Origin of the sequence: Kribbella sp. VKM Ac-2569 (genome assembly GCF_004216905.1) — a bacterium.
In the GTDB taxonomy this organism is placed as follows: domain Bacteria; phylum Actinomycetota; class Actinomycetes; order Propionibacteriales; family Kribbellaceae; genus Kribbella.
The window spans coordinates 2537887-2560923 of the sequence record NZ_SGXJ01000001.1; the positions used below are offsets into that span (position 1 = coordinate 2537887).

Annotated in this window: 23 protein-coding genes; 11 read left to right on the plus strand and 12 right to left on the minus strand. The window is 68.1% G+C overall.

What is annotated here, in order from left to right:
* Positions 1-5: 5 nt before the first annotated feature.
* On the minus strand, positions 6-1367 hold the full coding sequence (locus EV649_RS12020; RefSeq protein ID WP_130383280.1) for an extracellular solute-binding protein: 1362 nt from the start codon (positions 1365-1367) through the stop codon (positions 6-8).
* A gap of 171 nt (positions 1368-1538) precedes the next feature.
* Complete coding sequence (locus EV649_RS12025) at positions 1539-2531, minus strand: LacI family DNA-binding transcriptional regulator (RefSeq protein ID WP_130383281.1); 993 nt, start codon at positions 2529-2531, stop codon at positions 1539-1541.
* 100 nt (positions 2532-2631) lie between these two features.
* Here EV649_RS12025 and EV649_RS12030 point away from each other — a divergent pair, with 100 nt between their 5' ends.
* The 3 genes from EV649_RS12030 to EV649_RS12040 all read left to right on the plus strand — a co-directional run bounded on the left by EV649_RS12030 (position 2632) and on the right by EV649_RS12040 (position 5477).
* Positions 2632-3858, plus strand: a complete 1227-nt coding sequence (locus EV649_RS12030) for a DUF4032 domain-containing protein (protein ID WP_130383282.1) — start codon at positions 2632-2634, stop codon at positions 3856-3858.
* Positions 3859-3940: 82 nt separating this feature from the next.
* Entirely contained in the window at positions 3941-4435 is a 495-nt protein-coding gene (locus tag EV649_RS12035) for a SigE family RNA polymerase sigma factor (protein WP_130383283.1), read from the plus strand.
* A gap of 1 nt (position 4436) precedes the next feature.
* Positions 4437-5477 (plus strand): hypothetical protein, encoded by a 1041-nt coding sequence (locus EV649_RS12040; RefSeq protein ID WP_130383284.1) that lies wholly within the window; start codon positions 4437-4439, stop codon positions 5475-5477.
* Here the strand turns inward: EV649_RS12040 and EV649_RS12045 are convergent.
* From EV649_RS12045 to EV649_RS12065, 5 genes are read right to left on the minus strand one after another with little or no spacing between them, the layout of a single operon-like run.
* Positions 5466-6293, minus strand: coding sequence for a glycoside hydrolase family 16 protein (locus EV649_RS12045; protein ID WP_157996229.1), 828 nt, complete (start codon positions 6291-6293; stop codon positions 5466-5468). The genes EV649_RS12040 and EV649_RS12045 overlap by 12 nt on opposite strands.
* Positions 6293-7114: a carbohydrate ABC transporter permease gene (locus tag EV649_RS12050; protein WP_130383286.1), complete on the minus strand. Its 822-nt coding sequence runs from the start codon at positions 7112-7114 to the stop codon at positions 6293-6295. The genes EV649_RS12045 and EV649_RS12050 overlap by 1 nt, the downstream gene beginning before the upstream one ends.
* On the minus strand, positions 7111-8097 hold the full coding sequence (locus EV649_RS12055; protein ID WP_198682410.1) for a sugar ABC transporter permease: 987 nt from the start codon (positions 8095-8097) through the stop codon (positions 7111-7113). Before EV649_RS12055 ends, EV649_RS12050 begins: the two co-directional genes overlap by 4 nt.
* The gene (locus tag EV649_RS12060) at positions 8094-9458 is read right to left on the minus strand and encodes an extracellular solute-binding protein (RefSeq protein WP_130383287.1); all 1365 of its coding nucleotides are present in this window, start codon (positions 9456-9458) and stop codon (positions 8094-8096) included. Before EV649_RS12060 ends, EV649_RS12055 begins: the two co-directional genes overlap by 4 nt.
* Before the next feature lie 10 nt (positions 9459-9468).
* Positions 9469-10248, minus strand: coding sequence for an NAD(P)-dependent oxidoreductase (locus tag EV649_RS12065; protein ID WP_130383288.1), 780 nt, complete (start codon positions 10246-10248; stop codon positions 9469-9471).
* A 143-nt stretch (positions 10249-10391) separates the two neighbouring features.
* Here EV649_RS12065 and EV649_RS12070 point away from each other — a divergent pair, with 143 nt between their 5' ends.
* From EV649_RS12070 to EV649_RS12080, 3 genes are read left to right on the plus strand one after another with little or no spacing between them, the layout of a single operon-like run.
* Positions 10392-11639, plus strand: coding sequence for an ROK family transcriptional regulator (locus EV649_RS12070; RefSeq protein ID WP_130383289.1), 1248 nt, complete (start codon positions 10392-10394; stop codon positions 11637-11639).
* Entirely contained in the window at positions 11636-12781 is a 1146-nt protein-coding gene (gene dgoD / locus EV649_RS12075) for a galactonate dehydratase (RefSeq protein WP_130383290.1), read from the plus strand. The genes EV649_RS12070 and dgoD overlap by 4 nt, the downstream gene beginning before the upstream one ends.
* Positions 12775-14022 carry a glycoside hydrolase family 27 protein gene (locus EV649_RS12080; protein ID WP_198682411.1) on the plus strand — a complete coding sequence of 416 codons (1248 nt, stop codon included), beginning with the start codon at positions 12775-12777 and terminating at the stop codon, positions 14020-14022. The genes dgoD and EV649_RS12080 overlap by 7 nt, the downstream gene beginning before the upstream one ends.
* 8 nt (positions 14023-14030) lie before the next feature.
* Here the strand turns inward: EV649_RS12080 and EV649_RS12085 are convergent, their stop codons facing one another.
* From EV649_RS12085 to EV649_RS12095, 3 genes are all read right to left on the minus strand, one after another.
* On the minus strand, positions 14031-14315 hold the full coding sequence (locus EV649_RS12085) for a hypothetical protein (protein ID WP_130383291.1): 285 nt from the start codon (positions 14313-14315) through the stop codon (positions 14031-14033).
* Between the two features lie 101 nt (positions 14316-14416).
* A complete protein-coding gene (locus EV649_RS12090) occupies positions 14417-15184 on the minus strand; it encodes a 3-hydroxyacyl-CoA dehydrogenase (RefSeq protein ID WP_130383292.1) in 768 nt (255 codons plus the stop codon).
* The gene (locus tag EV649_RS12095; RefSeq protein ID WP_130383293.1) at positions 15181-16332 is read right to left on the minus strand and encodes an acyl-CoA dehydrogenase family protein; all 1152 of its coding nucleotides are present in this window, start codon (positions 16330-16332) and stop codon (positions 15181-15183) included. The genes EV649_RS12090 and EV649_RS12095 overlap by 4 nt, the downstream gene beginning before the upstream one ends.
* An 85-nt stretch (positions 16333-16417) precedes the next feature.
* On the opposite strand from EV649_RS12095, the gene EV649_RS12100 reads away from it, so the two are divergent.
* From EV649_RS12100 to EV649_RS12110, 3 genes are all read left to right on the plus strand, one after another.
* Positions 16418-17002 carry a TetR/AcrR family transcriptional regulator gene (locus tag EV649_RS12100; protein ID WP_130383294.1) on the plus strand — a complete coding sequence of 195 codons (585 nt, stop codon included), beginning with the start codon at positions 16418-16420 and terminating at the stop codon, positions 17000-17002.
* 85 nt (positions 17003-17087) lie between these two features.
* The gene (locus EV649_RS12105; RefSeq protein WP_241997998.1) at positions 17088-17966 is read left to right on the plus strand and encodes a S1 family peptidase; all 879 of its coding nucleotides are present in this window, start codon (positions 17088-17090) and stop codon (positions 17964-17966) included.
* A gap of 124 nt (positions 17967-18090) precedes the next feature.
* Complete coding sequence (locus EV649_RS12110; RefSeq protein WP_130383296.1) at positions 18091-18975, plus strand: S1 family peptidase; 885 nt, start codon at positions 18091-18093, stop codon at positions 18973-18975.
* A gap of 51 nt (positions 18976-19026) precedes the next feature.
* Here EV649_RS12110 and rlmB read toward each other — a convergent pair whose 3' ends face one another.
* Positions 19027-19989, minus strand: a complete 963-nt coding sequence (gene rlmB, locus EV649_RS12115) for a 23S rRNA (guanosine(2251)-2'-O)-methyltransferase RlmB (RefSeq protein WP_130383297.1) — start codon at positions 19987-19989, stop codon at positions 19027-19029.
* 1 nt (position 19990) lies between these two features.
* On the minus strand, positions 19991-21424 hold the full coding sequence (gene cysS / locus EV649_RS12120) for a cysteine--tRNA ligase (protein ID WP_130383298.1): 1434 nt from the start codon (positions 21422-21424) through the stop codon (positions 19991-19993).
* A 327-nt stretch (positions 21425-21751) separates the two neighbouring features.
* Between cysS and EV649_RS12125 the strand changes: the two genes are divergently transcribed.
* Positions 21752-22381 (plus strand): lysozyme, encoded by a 630-nt coding sequence (locus tag EV649_RS12125; RefSeq protein WP_347233132.1) that lies wholly within the window; start codon positions 21752-21754, stop codon positions 22379-22381.
* A gap of 58 nt (positions 22382-22439) precedes the next feature.
* Positions 22440-22997, plus strand: a complete 558-nt coding sequence (locus EV649_RS12130; protein ID WP_130383299.1) for a GNAT family N-acetyltransferase — start codon at positions 22440-22442, stop codon at positions 22995-22997.
* Positions 22998-23037 lie beyond the last annotated feature (40 nt).

Sequence of the window (23037 nt, forward strand, 5' to 3'; positions counted from 1 at the left end):
CGTCATTACGTGTTCTTCGCGAGGATCTTGTTGGCCTTGCTCTCGGCGTCATTCAGCAGCTTGTCGATGTCGGCGTCCTTGCGGGTCAGCACCGCGGACATCGCCACGTCGAGGACGGCGTACAGCTCCTGCGCCTTCGGGGGTTCGAGCTTGTTGGTGATGTTCCCCTGGGCAGCGACGTACGGCGTGAAGTTGTCGACCGGGACCGTCGCGTACTGCTTGCGCAGCGAGTTGATCTCGTTGCCCGGGGCACTGTTCCCGTACAGGTCCGGGATCGGCAGACCGACCGGCCGGCCCTGCTCCTTCGACCGCGCGTAGTTGAACTGGCCCTGGCCCGGCGTCAGCTCGTGGAACTCGAGCCACAGCAGTCCCGCCTTGATCTTCTCCGGCGACGCCTTCGGGTTGAACATGTACCCGTCGCCACCACTCAGCGACGACTTCCCGTCCGACTCCGGTACGGCGGTGACGCCGTAGTCGTCGAACCTGCCCTTGAAGTCGTTGTTCACCGACTGCACGACGTCCGGCGCACCGATCATCATGCCGAGCTTGCCGCCGCCCATCATGCGCATCAGGTCCTCCCACTGCAGCAGCTGCTTGCTGCCCATGGAGTTGTCGTCCCAGCGCGTCCTCTTCAGGTTCTCGAGGACGGCCTTGCCCTCGTCGCTCTTGAACGCGGCGGTCTTCCCGTCGTCGCTGACCATCGACCCGCCGCGCGCGTACAGCTCCGCGGCGAAGTGCCAGCCGCCGGTGTTGCCGGCCGAGTACTCACCGAAGCCGACGTACCCCGGACCGAGCGCGGCGATCTTCTTCGCGGCCGCGCGGACCTCGTCCCACGTCTTCGGCGGGTTGGCCGGGTCGAGACCGGCCTGGGTGAACAGCTTCCGGTTGTAGACCAGGCCCATGTTGTAGTTGTTCCGCGGCAGGCCGTACGTCTGGTCGCCGTCCTTGAAGACGCTCATCACGTCTTTGCGCAGGTCGTTCACCGGCTTCACGCTGCCGACGTACTGGCTGATGTCGGCGGCCTGCTTCTTCTCGATGATCTTCCGGACGTCGGTGTAGTAGACGTAGAAGACGTCCTCCTGCGTGCCGCCGGCCAGCTTCGCCTGGAAGGTGTCCGGGTTGATACAGGGGAACGCGTCCTTGCCCTCGACCGTGATGTTCGGGTGCGCCTTCTGGAACGCGGCGACATCGGCCTCCCAGGCCTCGCGTTCCTTCGGGTTGCTCTTCGGCGGCTCGCAGCCGACCGTGATCGTCACCGGACCGTCGGCCGCCCCCGCCGATTTCTTCTCGTCCGATCCGCAGGACGCGGCCACCAGCCCGAGTCCCATCACCAGCAGCAGGCTGAGCCCGCGGCGCGTTGTGGTCATCTCCACCCTCTCCCTTGACTCGTGCCGACACCGTAGGGAACTGGACGCGCGAACGCAATACTTCGATCTAGCATTGCAAAAAGATGACTTCATGTGGGAGATTGCCTGCCGAAGGGCAAACGACAGCAGCCGCCGACCTCATCGGTCAGCGGCTGCTTGGTGTTGCGCCAGCTAGATGCGGGCTCGCGCGGTGGAGGCGCGGACGACGAGCTCGGGCTCGAAGAGGAGTTCGTCGGCGGGGACGACGGCATGTTCGATCAGGGCGACCAGCATGTCGACCGCAGCGCGACCCATCGCGTCGATCGGCTGCCGGACGGTGGTCAGCGGCGGGTCGGTGCAGTTCATCATCGCGGAGTCGTCGTACCCGATCACCGAGACCTCGTCGGGGACGCTCAGGCCGGCCCGGCGTACGGCGCGGATGGCACCGAGGGCGAGGATGTCGCTGGCGCAGACGATGCCGGTGACACCGGCGTTCACCAGCTTGGTCGCGGCCGCGTGCCCGCCCTCGAGCGAGAACATCGTGTGCTCGACCAGCCCCGGATCCGCCTCCTCCGCAGCCAGGAACGCTTCCAGTTTCCGCCGCGACGGAATGTGGTCGCGCGGGCCGAGGACCATCCCGATCCGCCGGTGGCCAAGGGCCCGCAGGTGGCCGATGGCCATCTCCGCGGCGACGTAGTCGTCCGACGAGACCTGCGGGAAGCCGAGGTGATCGACGGCCGCGTTGACCAGTACGGTCGGCAGCTTGCGCTCCTGGATCAGCTCGTAGTGCCCGTGCGGCGCGTCCGCCTGCGCATAGAACCCACCGGCGAACACGACCCCAGACACCTGCTGCTGGAGGAGCAGATCCACGTAGTCGGCCTCGGACACGCCGCCGAGCGTCCGGGTGCAGAGCAACGACGTGAAACCTTGCTGCGCGAGCGCCCCGCCGACGACCTCGGCGAACGCCGGGAAGATCGGATTCTGCAACTCCGGCAGGACCAGCCCGACCAGCCGGGCGCGATCCCCCCGGAGCTGCGTCGGCCGCTCGTACCCGAGCACGTCGAGCGCGGTCAGGACAGCTTCCCGGGTCGCCTCGGATACGCCGGGCTTCCCGTTCAGGACCCGGCTCACGGTAGCTTCACTGACGCCGACCTTCTTGGCCACCTCTGCAAGTCGTCGTGTCATGACGCAAACTCTACGCCTATTCACGCAAGAATTTGCAAGCACTTGCGTACCTCGCTGAACTCTCAGACACCCTCTTGGGATTCCTGACACACTGGGAGCCGTGCCTCGATTCGTCGCCACCCGCCCGGACACCGGTCTGCTGTCGCTCCCGTGGGATGTCCCGCTGGAGGACTGGCCCGAAGAGCAGTTGGTCGCGCTGCCGCGCGGTATCTCGCGGCACGTGGTCCGCTTCGTCCGGGTCAACGGCAGCGTGTACGCGATCAAGGAGGTCCTCGAGCACCTGGCGATGCACGAGTACCGCCTGCTCCGCGACCTCGAACGGCTGGAGGCGCCGTCCGTCGAGCCCGTCGGCGTGATCACCGACCGGGTCGACCGCGACGGTGAGCCGATCGACTCGATCCTGATCACCCGGCACCTGCAGTTCTCACTGCCGTACCGCGCGCTGTTCTCCAGCACGCTGCGTCCTGACACCGTCAACCGGCTGATCGACGCCCTGGTCGCGCTGATCGTCCGGCTGCACCTGCTCGGCTTCTTCTGGGGCGACTGCTCGCTGTCGAACACCCTCTTCCGGCGCGACGCCGGCGCGTTCGCGGCGTACCTGGTGGATGCCGAGACCGGTGAACTCCACCAGGACATTTCCGACGGACAGCGGGCGCACGACCTCTACACCGCGGAGATCAACCTGTTCGGTGAGCTCCTCGACCTGCAGGAAGGCGGTCTGCTCGACGAGGCGATCGACCCGCAGGAGACGGTCGAGTCGATCCAGAAGCGGTACGAGGCGCTGTGGGCCGAGCTGACCGCTCCGGAGGAGTTCGGAGGAGACGAGATGCACCGGCTGGACTCGCGGATCCGCCGGCTGAACGAACTCGGCTTCGACGTCGCCGAGATCGACATCATCACCGACTGGGACGGCAGCCAGGTCCGGATCCAGCCGAAGGTCGTCGACGCCGGGCACCACTCCCGGCGGCTGCTGCGGCTGACCGGGCTGGACGTCGAGGAGAACCAGGCCCGCCGGTTGCTGAACGACCTGGACTCGTTCGCCGCCTCGACCGACCAGCAGAACGAGGACGAGGAGATCGTCGCCCACCAGTGGCTGACCGAGGTCTTCGAACCTGTCGTCCGCTCGGTCCCCCGCGACCTGAAGCGCAAACTCGAGCCCGCCGAGGTCTTCCACGAGGTCCTCGAACACCGCTGGTTCCTGTCCGAACAGGCCGGCCACGAGGTCGACACGATGGAGGCGGCCCGCTCGTACGTCGACGACGTACTGGCCGCGAAGCCGGACGAGAAGCTGGCACTGCCGACGCCGACGCTTCCCGAACCTGACTAGGTCCTGTCTGGATCACCAGACAGGACCTAAATCCCTGCAACGTTCCGGGGCTCACCGGCGTGATGTGGGTGGGAGGTGCCGGATGGAGACGCCGGAGTTCGACGAGTGGGTGGCGCAGCGGGGGGCCGCGCTGTTGCGGTTCGCCTACCTGCTCACCCGCGACCACGTGCGCGCCGAGGAGGCCGTGCAGGACGCGCTGATCGCTGCGTACTCACGGTGGAGCAGGATCTGCCGCGGTCAGGATCCCGAGGCGTACGTCCGCCGGTCGATCGTGAACGCCGACATCTCCCGCTGGCGCCGGTTCCTCCGGCACGAGACGCCGACCGCGGATCCGGTGCAGACATCGTCCCGGCCGGATCATGCCGACGCGCAGGCGGAGCAGGACGCGATCTGGACGCTGTGCGCGACCTTGCCGACCAAGCAACGAGCCGCCGTCATCCTGCGGTACTACGAGGACCTGCCCGACGCCGAGATCGCCGCGATCCTCGACTGCTCGCCCGCCACCGTCCGCTCGCAGGTCCATCGGGCGCTGGCCACTCTGCGGACCACGCTGACCACGGTCGAGGAGGCCACCTGATATGAACGCCACCGAAGACCTGATCGCGGACAGCCTGTCGAAGCACGCAGCGGATGCGCCGTCGGACGAGCACCTGCTGTCGACCATCCATCACCGCCTGCGCCGCCGCCGGACTGGTCGCACCATCGGAGCCGCTGTGCTGGCCTGCACCGCCGTCGCGACCGCGATCACCGCGAGCCACTCGCTCACGGGCGAACTCCGGACCGACCCGCAGGTCGCCCGCCCAGGCACACCCGCGTCCGGCTGGCACTGGGAGTCGTACAAGACCGCGCAGGTACAGGTCCCGGACTCGTGGACGCAGTACATCTCCGGACCAGCGCCTTGTACGACGTTCGGCAACACGGCGCTCCCCACGATCGGACGGTTCAACGACTGGCTCGGGAAGAGCGCCTATACGTGTGAGGACGCCGTACTCCCACTGGGCCGGCGGTCGCCGTACCTGTGGTTCAACGACGTCCAGGCGCCCGGAATCAAGCAGTACGACGCAGGCTGGACCGAAGAGACCCGCCTGGTCGCCGGCACGAAGATCAGTGTGCTGACGAAGGACGACGCGCTCCGCCGCCGCATCCTCGACTCGGCCCGCCCGATCACCGGCACGGACTACTACGGCTGCCCGCCGACCGACGTCGGACCGGAGGGCACGGGCCTGAATGCGAAGGACCCGATCACCTCGGCCAGCATCTGTGAGTACTGGCAGGGCTCGCTGATCTCTGCATCCCAGCTCGCCGCCAAGTCCGCCGCCGCGTTCGCGCAGCGAGTCAACGCCTCACCGGAAGGTTCACAGCGAGCCCGCTTCGAGGGGTGCAGACAGCCCGATCAACGGACCTACGTCGTCACGCTCCACGGCCGCGAGAAGTCCTACCCGGTCCGGCTCATCGCCGACTACTGCACGGTGGACCATTCGTTCCCGACCGACGACGGCAGCACCGTACGCCGCGCCGACGCCACCACCCTCGACCTGATCAAGCAAGGCGTCCACCACCCCAACCAACCCAGCGACCTCTTCGACCCGGCCGGTCCCCTCACTCCCTCACCGCGCTGAGTAGACGCGGACGTAGTCGACGTCGAACGAGTTGGGGAATGGCGTCGTGGCGTCTGGCGGGCCGCCGCGGTCGGGGTTGGCCCAGGTGCCGCTGTTGAGGACGACGTACATGGGTTTGTCGGGGACCTGGGCGCCGGTGATGTTCGAGGTTGGCTTGCCGTCGACGGTGAAGGTGATGTGGCCGGGTGACCACAGCACGCCGTACTTGTGCCAACCAGTCGTGGGGTTGAGTCCGGTCGCCCAATGGCTGTCCCAGCGGACGTTGGGCCAGGTGCCGGATGCCAGGCCGCTGTGCATGCTCTCGATGCTCCCGAACCATTCGGCGACATCGATCTCCGGTGGCCAGCTGCGGTCCTGCGGAATCAGCCAGAACGCCGGCCACAACCCCTTGCCTGCCGGGAACTTCGCGCAGATCTCCCAGTACCCGTAGGTCTGGAAGAACTTGTCGTGCGAGGAGATGAACCCCTCGGTGTACTGATACGTCCCGGCCGGATCCGTGCCGACCACCGGCTTGTTGTCGGTCACCAGCCGCAACTTCCCATCGGACAGCACGACGTTCTCGTCGACGGCGTAACTCCCGTACGAGGTGTTGTGGTAATGCCCACCCGCCCGTCCGGGAAAGTCCATCACCGTGCTCCACGAGCGCTGGTCCAACGCCTGCCCGCCGAACTCGTCGTGCCAACTCAACCGCATCCCAGCAGGTTGCTGCGGCGCGGACGTACACGTGGGACTCGTCGCCTGTGCCTGGGCGGTGGGGACGTTCGTGAGGCTTGCCGCGAGCAACAGCGCGGCAGCGCCGAAGATTCGTAGTCTCATCATTTGATCCCTGACGTCGAGAAGCCGCTGACGAAGCGGCGTTGCATGAACAGGAAGAGGATCAGGACGGGGAGGACGTACATCACCGCGCCGGCGGCGACCAGGTTGTTCATCGGGAGGCCCTTGTCGTTCACGTAGCCGGTTGCCATCGCCACGGCCAGGGTCGTGCTGTCCTGGCTGAGGAACATGGCCGGGCCGACGAAGTCGCCCCAGGCGTGGGTGAAGGAGAGGATCACGCTGGCCGCGATCACCGGCCAGGACTGCGGCAGGAAGATCCGCCAGAAGATCCCGACGTACCCGCAGCCGTCGATGATCGCGGCCTCCTCCATCTCTCGCGGAATGCCGGCGAAGAACTGCCGGAACAGGAAGATCAGGAACGCGCTACCACCCAGCCCCCACGCGACCCACGGCCAGTACGTGTTGACCATGTGCAGCTTCGCGAAGATCAGGTACGTCGGGACCAGCGTGACGATCCCCGGCAGCATCATCGTCGCGAGCAGCACGACGAACAGCTGCTTCTTGCCAGGCGCGGTCAGCCGGGCGAACCCGAATCCGACCCACGCCGAGCTCAGCGTGGTCAACGTCGTACTGATGAACGCGATGGTCAGCGAGTTCTGCGCGGCGCCGAGGAAGTTCACGCTGGTGATCGCCTCGGTGTAGTTCGCGAACCGCGGCTGCGACGGCCACCAGGTCGGCGGGAACGACGCCATGTCGGCCGACGATTTCAGCGAGCTCGACACCAGCCACAGGATCGGGCTGATCATCACCAGGACGACCGCCAGCAGTACAAGGGAGAGCGCCCACCGGTAGGTCCGAGTCATTTCGAGGCCCCTTCCGGTTCGACGGTGTAGAAGACGGTCCGGGCGCTCACCTTGATGATCAGCAGGGTGACGAGCAGGATCACCGCGAACAGCAGCCACAACATCGCCGACGCGTAGCCGAAGCGGGACGCGCTGAAGTACTGCGCGAACACGTGGATCATGTACAGGTAGTTGCCCTGAGGCACCGCTCCGGCGCCGCTCAGCGAGCCCGACGACAACAGCAAGGGGGCGAACGACTGCAGCGAGCCGATCATGCCGGTGATCACCTGGAAGAGGATCACCGGCGACAGCAGCGGGATGGTGATCCTGGTGAACGACTGCCAGTACGACGCCCCGTCGACCTGCGCGGCCTCGAGCAGCTCCCGCGGAATGTCCTGCAACCCCGCCAGCGAGATGATCATCGATCCGCCGCAGCCCCACAGCACCAGGGCATACAGGACATAGCGGGCGTTCGGATCCACCAGCCAAGTGATCGGGTTCGCGCCGAGGGTGCTCAGGATGCCGTTCGCCGCGCCGGCGTCGCGGTCGAAGATCAACCGGAACGTCAGCGCCGCTCCGACCGGCGGGACGACGGCCGGCAGATAGATCAGCGCCCGGTACAACCCCCGCGCCCGGACGGGCTGGTTCACCATCACCGCCAGCAGCAGCCCGGCCAGGATCGACAACGGCACGGTGACCAGCGCGAACATGCCGGTCTTGGCGAGGGAGCTCAGGGTCAGCGGGTCATGGAAGATGTCGACGTAGTTCTGGAAGCCGACGAAGTGCGTCCTGGGCGACAGGCCGTCGGAGTCCGTCAGGCTGAGCCAGAACGCGTACCCGAGCGGGAACACCGTCAGGCCGATGAACCCGAGGACCCACGGCGCGACGAACAGGTAGAAGGTGCGCGCCTTGCGCAGCGTCGGCGGCTTCTTCTTCCGGTCCGGGCGTTCCACCGCGGTCTCCGCGACGGTGGAACGCCGTACCTCGGTCAGTGCGGAGCTCACCGCAACCGCTTCTTTCCGTCCGCGAGCTGCGGGTTGATCTGCGAGTTCAGCGTGTCGGCGAACTGGCCGGCCGTCATCGTGCCCTTGATTGCCTTGGGCAACTCACGGGTGATGATCGCGTTGATCGCGTCCTGCCGGACGTACGGCGTGGAGGACGTGACCGAGAAGTGCTGCTGCTCCGCCATCTGCACCTCGTAGGCCTGCTTCTGGTACGGCAGCTTCTGCGGCATCAGCTTCTGCAGCGACTTGAGCGGTGGGATGCCCCAGCCGCCGGTCGCCCGCGCCTTCGCGGGATCGCCGGCCAGGAACCACTCCATCACCGCCCAGGCGGCGTCCTTGTTCTTGCTCGCCTTGGGCATCCACAGGCCGGTCGCGCCGAAGCACGGGCTGATCCGCCGGCCGGTGTCGAACTGCGGCGCCGGCGCGAAGCCCGCGACCTTGGCGGACTTGGGGTCGCCGGCGAACAGGCCACCGAGCCAGTAGCCGCTGAGCGTGGTCGCCATCCGGCCGGCCTGGAAGGTCGGTCCGTCCCAGCCGTTCGGGTCGGGGTTGAGCACGGTCGGCCCGATCCCCGCCTTCGCGTAGTCCAGGTACCAGGTGAGCGCACGCTGGGCCTCCGAGCTGCTGAAGTCGACTGAGGCCAGGTCGTCCGAGGTCAGTTTTCCTCCGGCCAGGTCGGTCAGCCAGCTCAGCTGCGTGAACAGGCCCAGCCCGTTCGGGTTCAGGCCGTAGACACTGACCTTGGCGCCCTGCCGCTTCACCAGCCGCTTGCCCTCGTCGAGCAGTTCGTCGAGCAGCAGTGGCGTCGTCGCACTCGGATGGGTCACCTTCGCCGCGTCGTACAGCGCGCTGTTGAACCAGATCGTGCAGTCCTGCGAGTAGTCCTTCGCGAAGCCGTACCGCGGACCGCTGCCCTGCTTCTCACCGTCGTACCGCCAGAGGTCGTTGACCGGGTCGATGTCGTCCGCCTTGATCAACGTGCTCTTCGCGAAGTACGGATCCAGGTTCTCCGCCACCTGCCTGGCCACCAGGTACGGCGTGTCCGTCGCACCCATGCCCCGGACCACGTCCGGCGGGTTGCCGCTGGCGAGCATCGCGGTCAGCTTGGTCAGGTCGTACTCGACGGTCTTCACGGTGAGTCCGAGCGCCTGCCCGGCCGCCTTGGCCTCCTTCGGGCCGAACTCGCCCGACTGCGACATGACGGTCACAGTCCCCTTGGCGGCCGAGCCCGTGCCAGGGGCGGCGGCCGGGGTGTTCGTGGAGGACGCGGGTGAGCAGCCCACCGCCAGCGCACCGCCGGCGGCCGCGCTGCCGAGCGCCAGGAACCGGCGGCGGGAGAGCCCTGCGTTCGTTGTGGTCATGGCCAGCCTCTCAATCGGATGTTTCGGGGTCGAACAGCCGGCAGACCGGGCCGGAGGAGGGGCCGGCCCGGTCTGCCAGGGCTTCGCTGTCGTCTTCAGGTCGGTAGCCCAGCTCGTGCCGGGCGGAGGTGGTGTCCCAGTAGTTACGGGTGTTCGCGGACACGCCGAAGTGCACGCCGTACCGCTCCCGTGCCTGCAGGGCGGCGAGGATCAGCCGACCGGCGTCGTCGTCGGACAGCCACTGCCCGAGGTAGCGGCGTTCGGTCGGCGGCCAACCGGTCAGGCCGAGACGCAGGCAGGTGACCGACGTACCGGTGCGCTCGGCATGTGTCCGGCCGAGCGCCTCCAGGACGACCTTGCCCAGTCCGTACGGACAGCACGGGCGCGGGTCGAGCCGTGGATCGACAGGCCAGTACTGCGGCCGGTTGTACTCACCCAGCGCGTGCAGCGAACTGGCCAGCACCAGCTTCGGTACGGCGTGCGCCGCGGCAGCCTCGAGTACGACCTGGGTCGTCCACACGTTGGCGGCGTACACGCTGTCCCAGGTCTGCCAGGGGCTGCTGTTCCCCGCCAAGTGCAGGACTGCATCCGCTCCGGCCAAGGCGTCGCGGGTCTCTTCGGGATCGCCCAGGTCGGCCTGCACCAGCCCGGCGGTTCGCCGCGCCGGGACCGCGCTGTCGACCAGCCGCACGCGGTAGTGCTTGCGCAGCCACGGCAACACCACCGTGGCGACGCGCCCCAGTCCGCCGGTCACCACCACCAGCGGCGCGTTGTCCAGCTCAGCGTCCATGTCGTTCGTCCGGTCGCCGGGCCCGGGGTGGTCCCCGGGCTGTGGCAGGAATTGTTCGAGCACTTCGCGGTTTGTGTCAAGAGTGTGAACGCAGTTTGTCAGTTTTGTTGACGGCGGTTCGGAGTTCGTCAATACTTTTCGTCGTGGCTGCCAAGGACACCGGATCTCTGCGAGCGCTGCGGCGCACCAACTCCGAACGGATGCTGTCCGCGCTGATGGAGCACGGAGCGCTGCACCGGGCGGAGCTGGCGCGGATCTGCGGTGTGTCCCGGACGACGGTCTCGACGATCGTGGCCGACCTGATCACCGGCGGCGTCGTGATCGAAGTGGTCGGCGACCAGGTCGCCCGGGCCGGGATCGACGCGTCCGAGGTCGACGGCCGGGCCCGCGGCTTCCTGCGGGCCAATCCGGCGGCCGGCGCGGCCGCCGGCCTCGACTTCACCCTCGAACGCGTCTGGTGCCACCTCACCGACCTGTCCGGAGAGACCCTGGCCAGCGACGGCGTCCGCGTGGGTCGGGACACCCCGTGGCAGGAGCGGCTCGCGGCCGGGATCGAGCTGCTCGACGGCCTGCTGGAGCAGACCGGTCGCGGTCGCGACAACGTGGTCGGCGTCGCGATCGGAGTGCCCGGTCCGCTCGACCTGCTGACCGGTGTGGTCGGTCCGTCGCTGCCGGGGCAGGCCTGGGCCGGGGTGAATGTCGCGGCGGAGTTCGGCCGGCGTATCGACGTACCGGTGCTGGTGGAGAACAACACGCGGCTGGAGGCGGTGGCCGAGTTCACCTGGGGCGCGGGGCGGGACGTCCGCGACGTGCTGTATCTCGGGTTGTCGACCGGGATCGGGTCCGGACTGCTTGTCGACGGCAACCTTCATCACGGTGGCGCGCGCGGTGGCGGCGGCGAGATCGGCCACCTGTCCGCGGACTCGAACGGTGCGCTCTGTCCGTGCGGGAATCGCGGCTGCCTGGTGCAGTACGCATCAGTTCAGGCGGTGCTCGCGGCGCTCGCACCGCTGCTCGGTGAGGACGCCGGCCTCGACGAACTGCTCGCAGCCGCCGCCGACGGTCAGCCGGAAACCCTGCAGGTACTGCGTGAAGCCGGTGAGCTGACCGGTCGGGTGCTCGCGAACATCTGCAACCTGCTGAACCCGGAGCGGATCATCGTCGGTGGCGAGCTCGCGCGAGCGGGCGACCTGATCCTGGATCCGATCCGCGCCACCCTGCGCCGTACGGCGATGTCACTCACTCGCGACGTCGACGTCGTCGCGGCCGAGCTCGACCTCGGCGCCCGCGCCGGTGCGTCCGGCGCCGCCGCCCTGGTGCTCCGCCAGACCGACCAGCTGGTCGCCGCGCTCCTGTCCGCTCCCGACCGGCAACCGAATGAGGCAGTGTGAAGATCGTCGGATACGAGACGTTCCTGGTGGCGCCGCGGTGGCAGTTCCTGCGGATCGACACCGACGAAGGGATCAGCGGGTGGGGTGAGCCGATCGTCGAGGGACGTGCCGAGGCCGTGCAGGGCGCGGTCGCGGCCCTGATGGAGTACCTGGTCGGCGCGGATCCGCTGCGGATCGAGGAGCACTGGCAGGTGATGGCGAAGGGCGGCTTCTACCGCGGCGGTCCGGTGCTGTCGAGTGCGCTGGCCGGGATCGATCAGGCGCTCTGGGACATCAAGGGGCGCTACCACGAGGTTCCCGTGCACGAGCTGCTCGGAGGACCGGTCCGGGAGCGGGCGCGCGTCTACACCTGGGTGCACGGCCGCGACAACGCGCAGCTCGTCGACGAGGCCAAAGCCAAGGTGGAGAAGGGATTCACAGCCCTCAAGCTCAACCTGTCCGAGGCGCTGCCGCCGATCCCGTCACCTGCTCAGCTCCGGGCCGCGGTGAGCCGCGTCGAGGCACTGCGCGACGCGCTCGGCGACGGCATCGACATCGCACTTGATTTCCACGGCCGGTTCAGTACGGCGGCGACGCGACAGATCCTGCCCTTGCTCGAGCCGCTGCTGCCGATGTTCGTCGAGGAGCCGGTGCTGCCCGAGTTCGCTCGGGACCTGCGCCGGATCACCGAATCGACCAGCATCCCGATCGCGACCGGCGAGCGGCTGTTCTCCCGCTGGGACTTCCGCGACGTGCTCACCACCGGCATCGCGGTCGCCCAACCGGACATCTCGCACGCCGGTGGCATCTCCGAAGTACGCCGGATCGCCGCCATGGCCGAGGCGTACGACGTGAGCGTGGCCCCGCACTGCCCGCTCGGCCCGATCACACTGGCCGCGAGCCTGCAACTCGACTTCGCGATCCCGAACTTCCTGATCCAGGAGCAGAGCCTCGGCATCGAGTACGGCGGCGGCAACGCGCTGCTCGACTACTTGGTGGACCCGAACGTCTTCGCGTTCACCGATGGGCATGTGCAACGTCCGACCGGTCCGGGCCTGGGCATCCAGGTCAACGAGGACGTCGTACGGGCCGCAGCCGCGGAGCCGCACCGCTGGCGGTCACCCGTGCTGCGGCACGACGACGGATCCTTCGCGGAATGGTGAGCGCCGCGACCCCGCCGATGGGGTGGAACAGCTGGGACTGCTTCGGCACGACGGTCACCGAGGCCGAGGTCCTCGCGAACGCGCAGGTGATGCACGACCAGTTGCTGCCGTTCGGGTGGGACACGGTCGTCGTGGACATCGCCTGGTACGACCCGACCGCCCGGTCGCACGGCTACAACGAGAACGCGCCGGTCGTTCTGGACGACTACGGCCGCCAACTGCCGGCGCCGCTTCGGTTCCCCTCAGCCGCGAGCGGCGCCGGCTTCGGGCCGTTGGCCGCGAAGGTGCACGAGCTCGGGCTGAAGTTCGGGCTGCACATCATGCGCGGCATCCCGCGGCGGGCGGTCGAGCTCGACCTGCCGGTGTACGGGACGCAGTGGACGGCGCGGGAGGTCGCGGACCCCGATCACGTCTGCGCGTGGAACCCGGACAACCTCGGACTGAACCACGACCATCCCGGCGCGCAGGCGTACTACGACGCCCAGGTCGCGCAGTTCGCCGAGTGGGGTGTGGACTTCGTGAAGGCGGACGACATGCTCGCGCCGTACCACGATCGCGAGATCGCGGCGTACGCGCAGGCGATCGCGCGGAGCGGGCGGGACATCGTGCTGTCCTTGTCGCCCGGGACGCGGTTGTCGACGCATCATGTCGAGCATCTGCGCGCCAATGCGCAGCTGTGGCGGATCTCCGACGACCTGTGGGACCGGTGGGAGGACGTACACGCGCAGTTCGCGCGGCTGGCCCGGTGGGCCCCGTTCCAGCAGACCGGCGGCTGGGCGGACGCGGACATGCTGCCACTCGGCCACATCGGCATCCGCGCCGAACGCGGCGACGACCGCGACAGCCGCCTCACCGTCGACGAACAGAAGACCCTGCTCACCCTCTGGGTGATGGCCCGCTCCCCGCTGATGATGGGCGGCGACCTCCCGACCACCGCACCGGAAACCCTTGCGCTGTTGGCGAATCCGGCGCTCGCCGAAGTGCTGCGGTCGTCGTACGACGGCCGGGAGATCATCCGCGAGCCTGTGGACGACGGCGAGCTGATCGTCTGGACCGCCCAAGGCGAGGACTGGTCTTACGCAGCGCTGTTCTGGACCGGGGCCACATCTCGAGAGGTTCCGCTCCCTGCGGAACTCCCCACTCCGGCGCAAGATCTCTGGGCCGGCACACCCACCACCGAGCGCGTGCACATCGTCCCTGCACATGGCGTTTGCTGGCTCAAGGTCAGCTCAGCGCTCTGAGGATCGATCTACTTGTAGACGACCCATAGCTCGTAGTCGTCCCCCGGGAAGGCCGAGCCGTCGACGCACTTGTACTTCGTCCACTTGGTGCCGGCGGCACCGGCTGCGTGGCAGTCCGACTGCCAGAAGAAGTCACCGACGTACTCCCAGTTGTCGGCGGCAACAACTTCCGAGGACGCGGTGGCCGTCGCGGCCACCGGAGCCTCGATCGCCTGGGCCGCCGGTACGGCGAGGTCACCCGCCGCGATCGCTCCGCCGGCCAGAACACTGTAGAAAACCCTGCGAATGTTCATGATCCGTACCTTTCGTGGTTGGGTCGAACACTTCGAGAGTGCCGGTCGAACCACGACGGCCGCACCCCCTTTCGGGCCATCCCGAAAGGAGGTGGACCTGTTCAGCGAGGTGGCATGCGGAGGGCGCCGTCGAGGCGGATGACCTCGCCGTTCAGCAACTGGTTGTCGAGGATGTGGCGGACCAGGGCGGCGTACTCGGACGGCTCGCCGAGGCGGGACGGGTGGGGAACCTGCTGCTCGAGGATCGTGCGGGTCTCCTCGGGGAGGCCGGCGAGCATCGGGGTCTCCATCGTGCCCGGTGCGATCGTGACGACCCGGATCCCCTTGTCGGCGAGGTCGCGGGCGGCGGTCAGGGTCAGTGCGACGATGCCGCCCTTGCTGGACGCGTACGCCGCCTGCCCGACCTGGCCGTCGTACGCCGCGATCGATGCGGTCATGACCACGACGCCGCGGTCGCCGTCCGCGGCCGGGTCGGAGGCGATCATCCGCTCGGCGGCCAGCCGGAGCACGTTGAAGGTGCCGATCAGGTTGATCTCGATCACCTGCCGGAACGTTGCCAGCGGCAACGGGCCCTTCCGTCCGACGACCCGGCCGGGCGTCGCGATGCCGGCGCAGTTCACCACCACCCGCAGCGTGCCCAGCGCCTCCGCCGCGTCGAGCGCCGCGGTCACCGCGGTCTCGTCGGTGACGTCGGTCGGCGCGAACACCACCCGATCACCCAGCTCGTCCGCGACCGCCTTGCCCGCGGACGACGGCAGGTCGACGATCACGACGCCCAGTCCGTCTGCGGCCAACCGCCGTACGGTCGCCTCTCCGAGCCCGGAACCACCACCGGTGACCAGAGCGACATCGGACGGACCAAGAATCATGGAGCACTCCTGAGCAGGTCGCGGCTGATCACGAGCCGCTGGATCTGGTTCGTACCTTCGAAGATCTGGGTCACCTTGGCCTCGCGCATGTACCGCTCGGCCGGGAACTCCCGGGTGTAACCGTACCCACCGAGCACCTGCACGGCGTCGGTGGTGACCTTCATCGCCGCGTCCGTGCAGACCAGCTTCGCGATCGCGGCCTCCCGGATGAACGTCCGGCCCAGGTCGCGGCGGCGCGCGGCGTGCAGGTACGTCGCCCGCCCGGACTCGACCGCGGCGGCCATGTCGGCGAGCAGGAACTGGATGCCCTGGAAGTCGGCGATCGACTGCCCGAACTGCTGCCGCTCCTTCGCGTACGTCGTGGCGAGGTCGAGCGCCGCCTGCGCCAGGCCGACCGCGCAGGCCGCGATCCCGAGCCGGCCGGAGTCGAGAGCGGACAACGCGATCCGCATCCCGTCACCCTCGGCGCCGATCAGGTTGGCGGCCGGGACCCGTACGTCGTCGTAGTTGACCAGCGTGGTCGTCGACCCGGTGAGGCCCATCTTCCGCTCGGGCGCACCGAAGCTCAGGCCCGCGACGGACGCCGGGACGTGGAACGCGGAGATGCCGTGCTTCGGGTCGTCCGAGGTCCGGGCGAAGGTGGTGAAGAAGTCGGCGTGCGGACCGTGACTGATCCACGCCTTCGTACCGTTCAGGACATAGAAGTCGCCGTCCCGGACGGCCCGCGTGGTCATCGAGCTGATGTCGGAGCCGGCCTGCGGCTCGGACAGCGCGTACGCACCGAGCTGCTCGCCGCCGATCATGTCCGGCAGCAGCCGGTCGAGCTGATCGTCGGTCCCGAACGTCGCCATCGCGTAGCTGGTCATCGTGTGCACCGAGACGCCGACGCCGACCGACATCCAGGCGGCGGCGATCTCCTCGAGCATCTGCAGGTACACCTCGTACGGCTGCTCGGCGCCGCCGTACTGCTCCGGATAGGGCAGGCCGAGCAGACCGGCCTTACCGAGGGTCCGGAAGGCGTCCCGCGGGAAGGTCTCGCTCTCCTCCGCCTGTGCGGCGTGGGGCGCGAGCTCGTGCTCGCACAGGTCACGGACCAGGGCGAGCAGATCAATGGATTCGTCAGTAGGCAGGAGACGATCGACAGCCATCAGGCACCTCTCTCAACAGCTGACGAAATGATACTCGTAACGATACTGAAGCACGCAACTCAGTATCGTTCTATGCTGTCTCGATATGACAACAGTCGTTCCGGGGCGGCGGACCCGCCGGCAGTCCGAGCTGCTCGACCGACTCCTGTCCCTGTTCCTCGAGCAGGGGTTCAGCCGGTTCACCCTGGACGACCTGGCCGCCGAGCTGCGCTGCAGCAAGACGACCCTCTACGCGCTGGCGCCGAGCAAGGAGCAGCTCGCCGTCGAGGTTGTGAAGCACTACTTCAAGAACGCCACCGCCCAGGTGGAGTCCGCGGTGGCCCGGCAGACCCGGCACGACCGGCGGATCGCGGCGTACCTGAACGCGGTCGCGGACGCGCTGCGGCCGGCCAGCCGGACCTTCCTCGACGACGTGGCGACGTTCGCGCCGGCCCGGTCGGTGTACGAGCGGAACACCCGGATCGCCGCCGAACGGGTCCGGACGCTGATCGAGGACGGCATCAACAACAAGATGTTCCGGCAGGTCGACATCGCGTTCGCGGCCGAGATGATCGCGCACACCATGCAGGCGATCCAGCGCGGTGACATCGCCCGGCGTACCGGCCTGAACGACGCCGAGGCGTACCGCGAACTGGCCTCGTTCGTGCTGCACTCCCTGCGCCTCGACTGAACCGCCCGGCCCTTTAGGGTGGGGAAACCGTCCTCTTGCTGCCACACCGCGCATCAGAGCCGTACGCCCCGGAAGGCTGATGGATATGAAAACTCTCCGACGAACTGCGGCCATGGTGGCGGCTGCCGCTCTCGCCCTGACTGCCGCCGTGCCGGCCGGGGCCGATCCGGTGAAGCCGCCCCGTCTCTCCGCCAAGGCGATCACCAAGACGTTGAACGACCAGATCCACACTCCTGGTACGGCGTGGATGACGCAGCCGGACGGCACCGTGCTGGTGTCGTACGACCCCACGGTCACCGGTACGAAGCTGAGCAAGCTGACCGGACTGACGAAGCAGCTCGGGTCGAACGTCAAGCTCGAGAAGCTGCCCGGCAAGCTGCAGAAGTACATCAGCGGCGGCATGGCGACGTACGGCGGCGACTACAAGTGCAGCGTCGGCTTCAATGTGCAGCGACGCGGCAAGTACTACTTCCTCACTGCCGGTCACTGCGGTGTCGACGCGGCCCGCTGGTACCAGGACCCGGCCCACAAGGTGTTCACGGGCGCGGTGCACCACGCCAGCTACCCGTGGAACGACTACGCGTTGGTTGTCTACCGCACCGACATCCCGCTGAAGGTCCCGGGCGGCAGTGTGTACCTCTACAACGGGCACTCGCAGGACATCACCCGGGCGGCCAATCCGGGCCTCAACCAGCTGGTCTACCGGTCGGGCGCCACCAGCGGCCTGCACAGCGGCCGGGTGACCGGGCTGAACTCGGTCGTGAACTACGGTGACGGCCGCGTGGCCAACCTGATCCGCACCAGCGTGTGCGCGGAGCCGGGCGACTCGGGCGGTCCGCTGTTCTACCGGCAGTGGGCGTTCGGCCTGACCTCCGGTGGTTCGGGCGACTGCACCTCGGGCGGCGTGACCTACTTCCAGCCGGTCGTGGAGGCCCTCAACGCGTACGGGGTCTACATCTACTAAGCGGAGGTTTCCCCTACGCTCCGAATTTGTCTGAATACTCAGGGAGAGAGTGGGTAGGACTGCTCACGGTTAAGTCAAGGACGCCCCGCCCCGACGGCGTCCTCATCGTGAGGAGGCTTTAACCATGAATCTGTCCCCGCTCCGCCGTACCACCGCACTCCTGGCCGCGGCCGGGCTTGCTGCCGCCGGACTTCTGGCAACGCAGGCCTCGGCCGCACCGGTCAATCCGGGCACCCTGTCCGCCGCCGCGATCACGTCCACGCTCGTCAAGGACGCGACGATCCCGGGTACGGCGTGGCAGACCGACCCCGACGGCCGGATCATCGTGTCCTACGACGAAACCGTCACCGGCGCGAAAATGTCGAAACTCACCAGCGTCACCAAGCAGTTCGGCGACCGGATCAAGCTCGAGAAGATGTCCGGCAAGCTGACGAAGTACATCGCCGGCGGCGACGCCATCTACGGCGGGCAGTACCGCTGCTCGCTGGGCTTCAACGTACGCAGCGGCACCACGTACTACTTCCTGACCGCAGGACACTGCGGGAACATCGCATCCAGCTGGTACTCGAACTCCGGCAAGACCACGCTGCTCGGCACGACGTACGGGTCGAGCTTCCCGGGTAACGACTACGCGATCGTGAAGTACAGCACGTCGTACACGAACCACCCCGGGACCGTGGACCTCTACAACGGTTCATCGCAGGACATCACGTCCGCCGGCAACGCCTCGGTGGGGCAGGCGGTCAAGCGCAGTGGTAGCACGACCGGTGTGCACAGCGGCTCCGTCACCGCGACGAACGCCACGGTGAACTACGCCGAGGGCTCCGTCTCCGGCCTGATCCGCACCACGGTGTGCGCTGAAGGCGGCGACTCCGGCGGCGCACTGTTCGCCGGCTCGGTGGCCCTCGGCCTCACCTCCGGCGGCTCCGGCAACTGCTCCTCCGGCGGCACCACCTACTTCCAGCCCGTCACCGAAGTTCTCTCCCGCTACGGCGTGAGCGTCTACTGATCCAGACATGACTGTGGGGCCGGGGAGCGTTCCCCGGCCCCACACTCGTGTTCAGCTCGCGCGGCGGCGGGAGATTTCGTAGAGGGTGACGCCGGCGGCGATGCCGGCGTTGAGGGACTCGGTGGCGCTGGTCATCGGGATCGAGACGATCAGGTCGCAGTTCTCCCGGACCAGGCGGGCCAGGCCCTTACCCTCGGACCCGATCACCAGGACGATCGGCTCGGTGGCGGCTTCGAAGGACGGGAGGTCCACGGCGCCGTCCATGTCGAGGCCGATGACCAGGAGGCCGGCTTCCTTGTAGGACTTGAGGGCCCGGTTGAGGTTGCCCGCGCGGGCGACCGGGATCCGGGCCGCGGCGCCGGCCGAGGTCTTCCAGGCCGAGGCCGACATCGACGCCGTACGGCGTTCCGGTACGACGACACCGTGCGCCCCGAAGGCCGCGGCGGATCGCGTGATCGCGCCGAGGTTGCGGGGATCGGTCACGCCGTCGAGCGCGACGATCAGCGGCACCTCACCGGCGGCGTGCGCCCGGTCGAGCAGGTCGTCCGGGTGCGCGTACTCGTACGGCGGGATCTGCAGCGCGACGCCCTGGTGCGAGCCGCCCGCGGTGACCCGGTCGAGCTCCGCGCGCGGCACCTCGAGCACCGATACCCCGGTCTCGACGGCGACCAGCAACGCCTCGCGCAGCCGGGCGTCCCGTTCCGTGCCCTCGGCAACGTGCAGCGCCGCGGCCGGTACGCCGGCCCGCAGCGCCTCGACCACCGGGTTCCGCCCGTACACCCACTCGACCGCGGACTCGTTGTCCTTGCGCGCCTGGCGGCGAGGGCGCTCGCGTTCCTTGGCGCGCTCGGCCGCCTTCGCCCGCTTGTGCGCCGGGTGCTTGACCCGGTCCACGGCCTTCGGCGTCGGCCCCTTGCCCTCGAGTCCGCGGCGGACCCGGCCGCCGGACCCGGCCGTCGGGTTCCCCCGCGGCTTCTTCCGGATGGCGCCCTTACGCTGGCTGTTGCCTGGCACGTCAGTTTCCTTCGTCGGTGGTAGTGGTCGCGAGAGACCAGCGTGGTCCCTGCGGGGTGTCCTCGACGACGACGCCGAGCGCCTTCAACCGGTCGCGGACAGCGTCCGCGGCGGCGTAATCCTTGCGTGCACGTGCTGCCTGCCGCTGATCGAGCAGGGCCTTCACGAGGCCGTCGACCACCTCGGTGAGCTCGTCGCTACCGCCGGCCCGCGACACCCACGGCTCAGCGAGCGGGTCCAGCCCGAGCACGCCGAGCATCCCGCGCACCGACGCCAGCACCTCGCGCAGCGCCTCCGAGTCGCCGTCGGCAACCAGCTTGTTGCCGTCGCGCACGGTGTTGTGCAGTACGGCGATCGCGGCCGGCGTACCCAGGTCGTCGTCCATCGCGGCCACGAAGTCACCCGGCAGCTCGGCGTCCGGCTCGACGCCACCGGTCACCTCGACGGCCCGGGTCACGAAGCCCTCGATCCGCTGGAAGCTCTTCGCGGCCTCGTCGAGCGCCTCGAACGAGAACTCGACGACCGAGCGGTAGTGCGACTGCACCAGGTAGTACCGCAGCTCGATCGGGCGCACGCGCTCGACCACGTTCCGCACGACGGCGCTGTTGCCCATCGACTTCGACATCTTCTCGCCGGCCGTGGTGACGAGCGCGTTGTGCATCCAGAACCGGGCGAACTTCTGCCCGACCGCGGTCGACTGGGCCAGCTCGTTCTCGTGGTGCGGGAACCGCAGGTCCAGACCGCCGCCGTGGATGTCGAACTCGTCGCCGAGGTACTTGCCGGCCATCGCCGAGCACTCGATGTGCCAGCCCGGGCGGCCACGACCCCACGGGGCCGGCCAGGAGGCGGTCCGCGGCGCGGCGTCGGTCCAGCCCTTCCAGAGCGCGAAGTCGCGCGGGTCCCGCTTGCCGCGCGGGTCCGCGTCCTCGGCGGCCTCCATGTCGTCGATCCGCTGGTGCGACAGAGCGCCGTACGCCGGCCAGGACTTCACATCGAAGTAGACGTCGCCGGACCCGTCCGGCGCGACGTACGCGTGGCCGCGCTCGATCAGGTCGGCGATCATCTCGAGCATCTCCGGGATGTGCCCGGTGGCGCGCGGCTCGTACGTCGGCGGGCGGCAGCCGAGGACGTCGTACGCCCAGTGCAGCTCGCGCTCGAACTCGTAGGCGTGCGCCCACCACGGGACGCCGCGCTCGGCCGACTTCGCGAGGATCTTGTCCTCGATGTCGGTCACGTTCGCGATCACGGTCACCTCGTAGCCGGACCGCTCCAGCCAGCGCCGCAGGACGTCGAAGACCACTTCCTTGTAGATGTGCCCGACATGCGGGGCACCCTGCACCGTCAGCCCACAGTGGTAGATCCCGACCTTGCCCGGATGGACCGGCTCGAAATCACGCACTGCTGCTGTTGCGGTGTCGTACAAGCGAAGTGTCACCGGTCAAGGGTAACGGGAGGTGACGCCGGTAAATAATCACCGAACAAATCGCTGTAAGGGTTGGTTCTTGCCGGATCCGGGTAAGACCATCGCCGAGCGCTCTGTCCGCCCCTCATCGCTCTGGAGGAAACCGTGAAGTCCGCCCTTTTCACGGGTGCCGCCGTCGCTCTTGGCCTGATCCTGGCCTCGACCGGCTCCGCCCAAGCAAGCTCCACCCCCCAGCCCACCGCACAGGCCCGCCAGCACGGCATCACCAAGGCCGGCGACGCCTACATGGGCTGGACGCAGAACACCACCACCAGCAGCAGTGCCGCCGCGCCCACCGACATGGGGATCACGGCGACCGTCGAAGGCATCGACGTGTCCAGTCACCAGGGCAACGTCGACTGGGCCTACTGGTGGGGTCAAGGCAAACGGTTCGCGTACGTGAAGGCGACCGAAGGCACGTCGTACAAGAACCCGTACTTCGCCCAGCAGTACAACGGGTCCTACAACGTCGGCATGATCCGCGGCGCGTACCACTTCGCGCTGCCGAACAACTCCAGCGGCGCGACGCAGGCGAACTACTTCGCCAGCAGCGGCGGCGGCTGGTCCCGGGACGGCAAGACGCTGCCGGGTGCGCTCGACATCGAGTACAACCCGTACGGCGCGACCTGCTACGGACTGAGCCAGTCCGCGATGGTCAGCTGGATCCGGGACTTCGTCAACACCTACAAGTCCCGCACCGGACGCGACGCGGTGATCTACACCAACTACAACTGGTGGAGCACCTGCACGGGTAACAGCACCGCGTTCAACTCGACCAACCCGCTCTGGGTCGCGCGCTACTCCTCCACCGTGGGGACGCTGCCCGGCGCCTGGCCGTTCTACACGTTCTGGCAGTTCACCTCGTCGCCGATCGACCAGAGTCACTTCAACGGCGACATGTCCCGGCTGACGGCGCTGGCGAACGGCTAGGGTGTGTCTCCCGCTCACACGCCCTAAATTGGTTGCCGCGGTCGCATAGTCTCGATCGGTGAGCTATTCGCTGCCGATCGAGACTGACCGCCTGACCCTTCGACGCTACGTCGAGAACGACTACGACGACCTGCTGAAACTGCAGTCGAACCCTGACGTCACACGTTTTCTGCTGTACGACGTGCGGACGCCGGAGCAGGTCAAGGAGGCCCTCACCGGCCGGTTGGCCGATGTCCCGATGGACAGCGACGGTCAAGCGCTCACCGTCGCGGTGGTCCTGCGGGACACCGGTCAGCACCTGGGTGAGGTGACGCTGTTCATGAACAGCGTCGAGCAGCGCACCGGCGAGATCGGGTACGTCTTCCACCCGGAGTCGCACGGCCACGGGTACGCCGCAGAGGCGACAGTCGAACTGCTGCGGCTTGGCTTCGAGGAGCTCGGCCTGCACCGGATCATCGCGCGGCTGGACCACCGCAACACCGGCTCGGTGAAACTGCTGGAGCGGCTCGGTCTGCGGCAAGAGGCGCACTTCGTGCAGAACGAGCACCTCAAGGGCGAATGGACCGACGAACTGGTTTTCGCCATGCTCTACAGCGAATGGGACAAACGCTCGTAAGTTTCTGTCCACGGCACGCCGTCTTGATGACAGCGACTGC

What these genes read in the sequence shown, in the direction of transcription:
- EV649_RS12105 (WP_241997998.1), top strand. Translation starts at nt 17,088, where the DNA reads ATGAAAACTCTCCGACGAACTGCGGCCATGGTGGCGGCTGCCGCTCTC.
- EV649_RS12035 (WP_130383283.1), top strand. Translation starts at nt 3,941, where the DNA reads ATGGAGACGCCGGAGTTCGACGAGTGGGTGGCGCAGCGGGGGGCCGCG.
- EV649_RS12090 (WP_130383292.1), bottom strand. Translation starts at nt 15,184, where the DNA reads ATGATTCTTGGTCCGTCCGATGTCGCTCTGGTCACCGGTGGTGGTTCC.
- EV649_RS12025 (WP_130383281.1), bottom strand. Translation starts at nt 2,531, where the DNA reads ATGACACGACGACTTGCAGAGGTGGCCAAGAAGGTCGGCGTCAGTGAA.
- EV649_RS12060 (WP_130383287.1), bottom strand. Translation starts at nt 9,458, where the DNA reads ATGACCACAACGAACGCAGGGCTCTCCCGCCGCCGGTTCCTGGCGCTC.
- EV649_RS12065 (WP_130383288.1), bottom strand. Translation starts at nt 10,248, where the DNA reads ATGGACGCTGAGCTGGACAACGCGCCGCTGGTGGTGGTGACCGGCGGA.
- EV649_RS12085 (WP_130383291.1), bottom strand. Translation starts at nt 14,315, where the DNA reads ATGAACATTCGCAGGGTTTTCTACAGTGTTCTGGCCGGCGGAGCGATC.
- EV649_RS12080 (WP_198682411.1), top strand. Translation starts at nt 12,775, where the DNA reads ATGGTGAGCGCCGCGACCCCGCCGATGGGGTGGAACAGCTGGGACTGC.
- EV649_RS12050 (WP_130383286.1), bottom strand. Translation starts at nt 7,114, where the DNA reads ATGACTCGGACCTACCGGTGGGCGCTCTCCCTTGTACTGCTGGCGGTC.
- EV649_RS12095 (WP_130383293.1), bottom strand. Translation starts at nt 16,332, where the DNA reads ATGGCTGTCGATCGTCTCCTGCCTACTGACGAATCCATTGATCTGCTC.
- EV649_RS12125 (WP_347233132.1), top strand. Translation starts at nt 21,752, where the DNA reads ATGGGGATCACGGCGACCGTCGAAGGCATCGACGTGTCCAGTCACCAG.
- EV649_RS12100 (WP_130383294.1), top strand. Translation starts at nt 16,418, where the DNA reads ATGACAACAGTCGTTCCGGGGCGGCGGACCCGCCGGCAGTCCGAGCTG.
- EV649_RS12040 (WP_130383284.1), top strand. Translation starts at nt 4,437, where the DNA reads ATGAACGCCACCGAAGACCTGATCGCGGACAGCCTGTCGAAGCACGCA.
- EV649_RS12020 (WP_130383280.1), bottom strand. Translation starts at nt 1,367, where the DNA reads ATGACCACAACGCGCCGCGGGCTCAGCCTGCTGCTGGTGATGGGACTC.
- EV649_RS12110 (WP_130383296.1), top strand. Translation starts at nt 18,091, where the DNA reads ATGAATCTGTCCCCGCTCCGCCGTACCACCGCACTCCTGGCCGCGGCC.
- EV649_RS12045 (WP_157996229.1), bottom strand. Translation starts at nt 6,293, where the DNA reads ATGAGACTACGAATCTTCGGCGCTGCCGCGCTGTTGCTCGCGGCAAGC.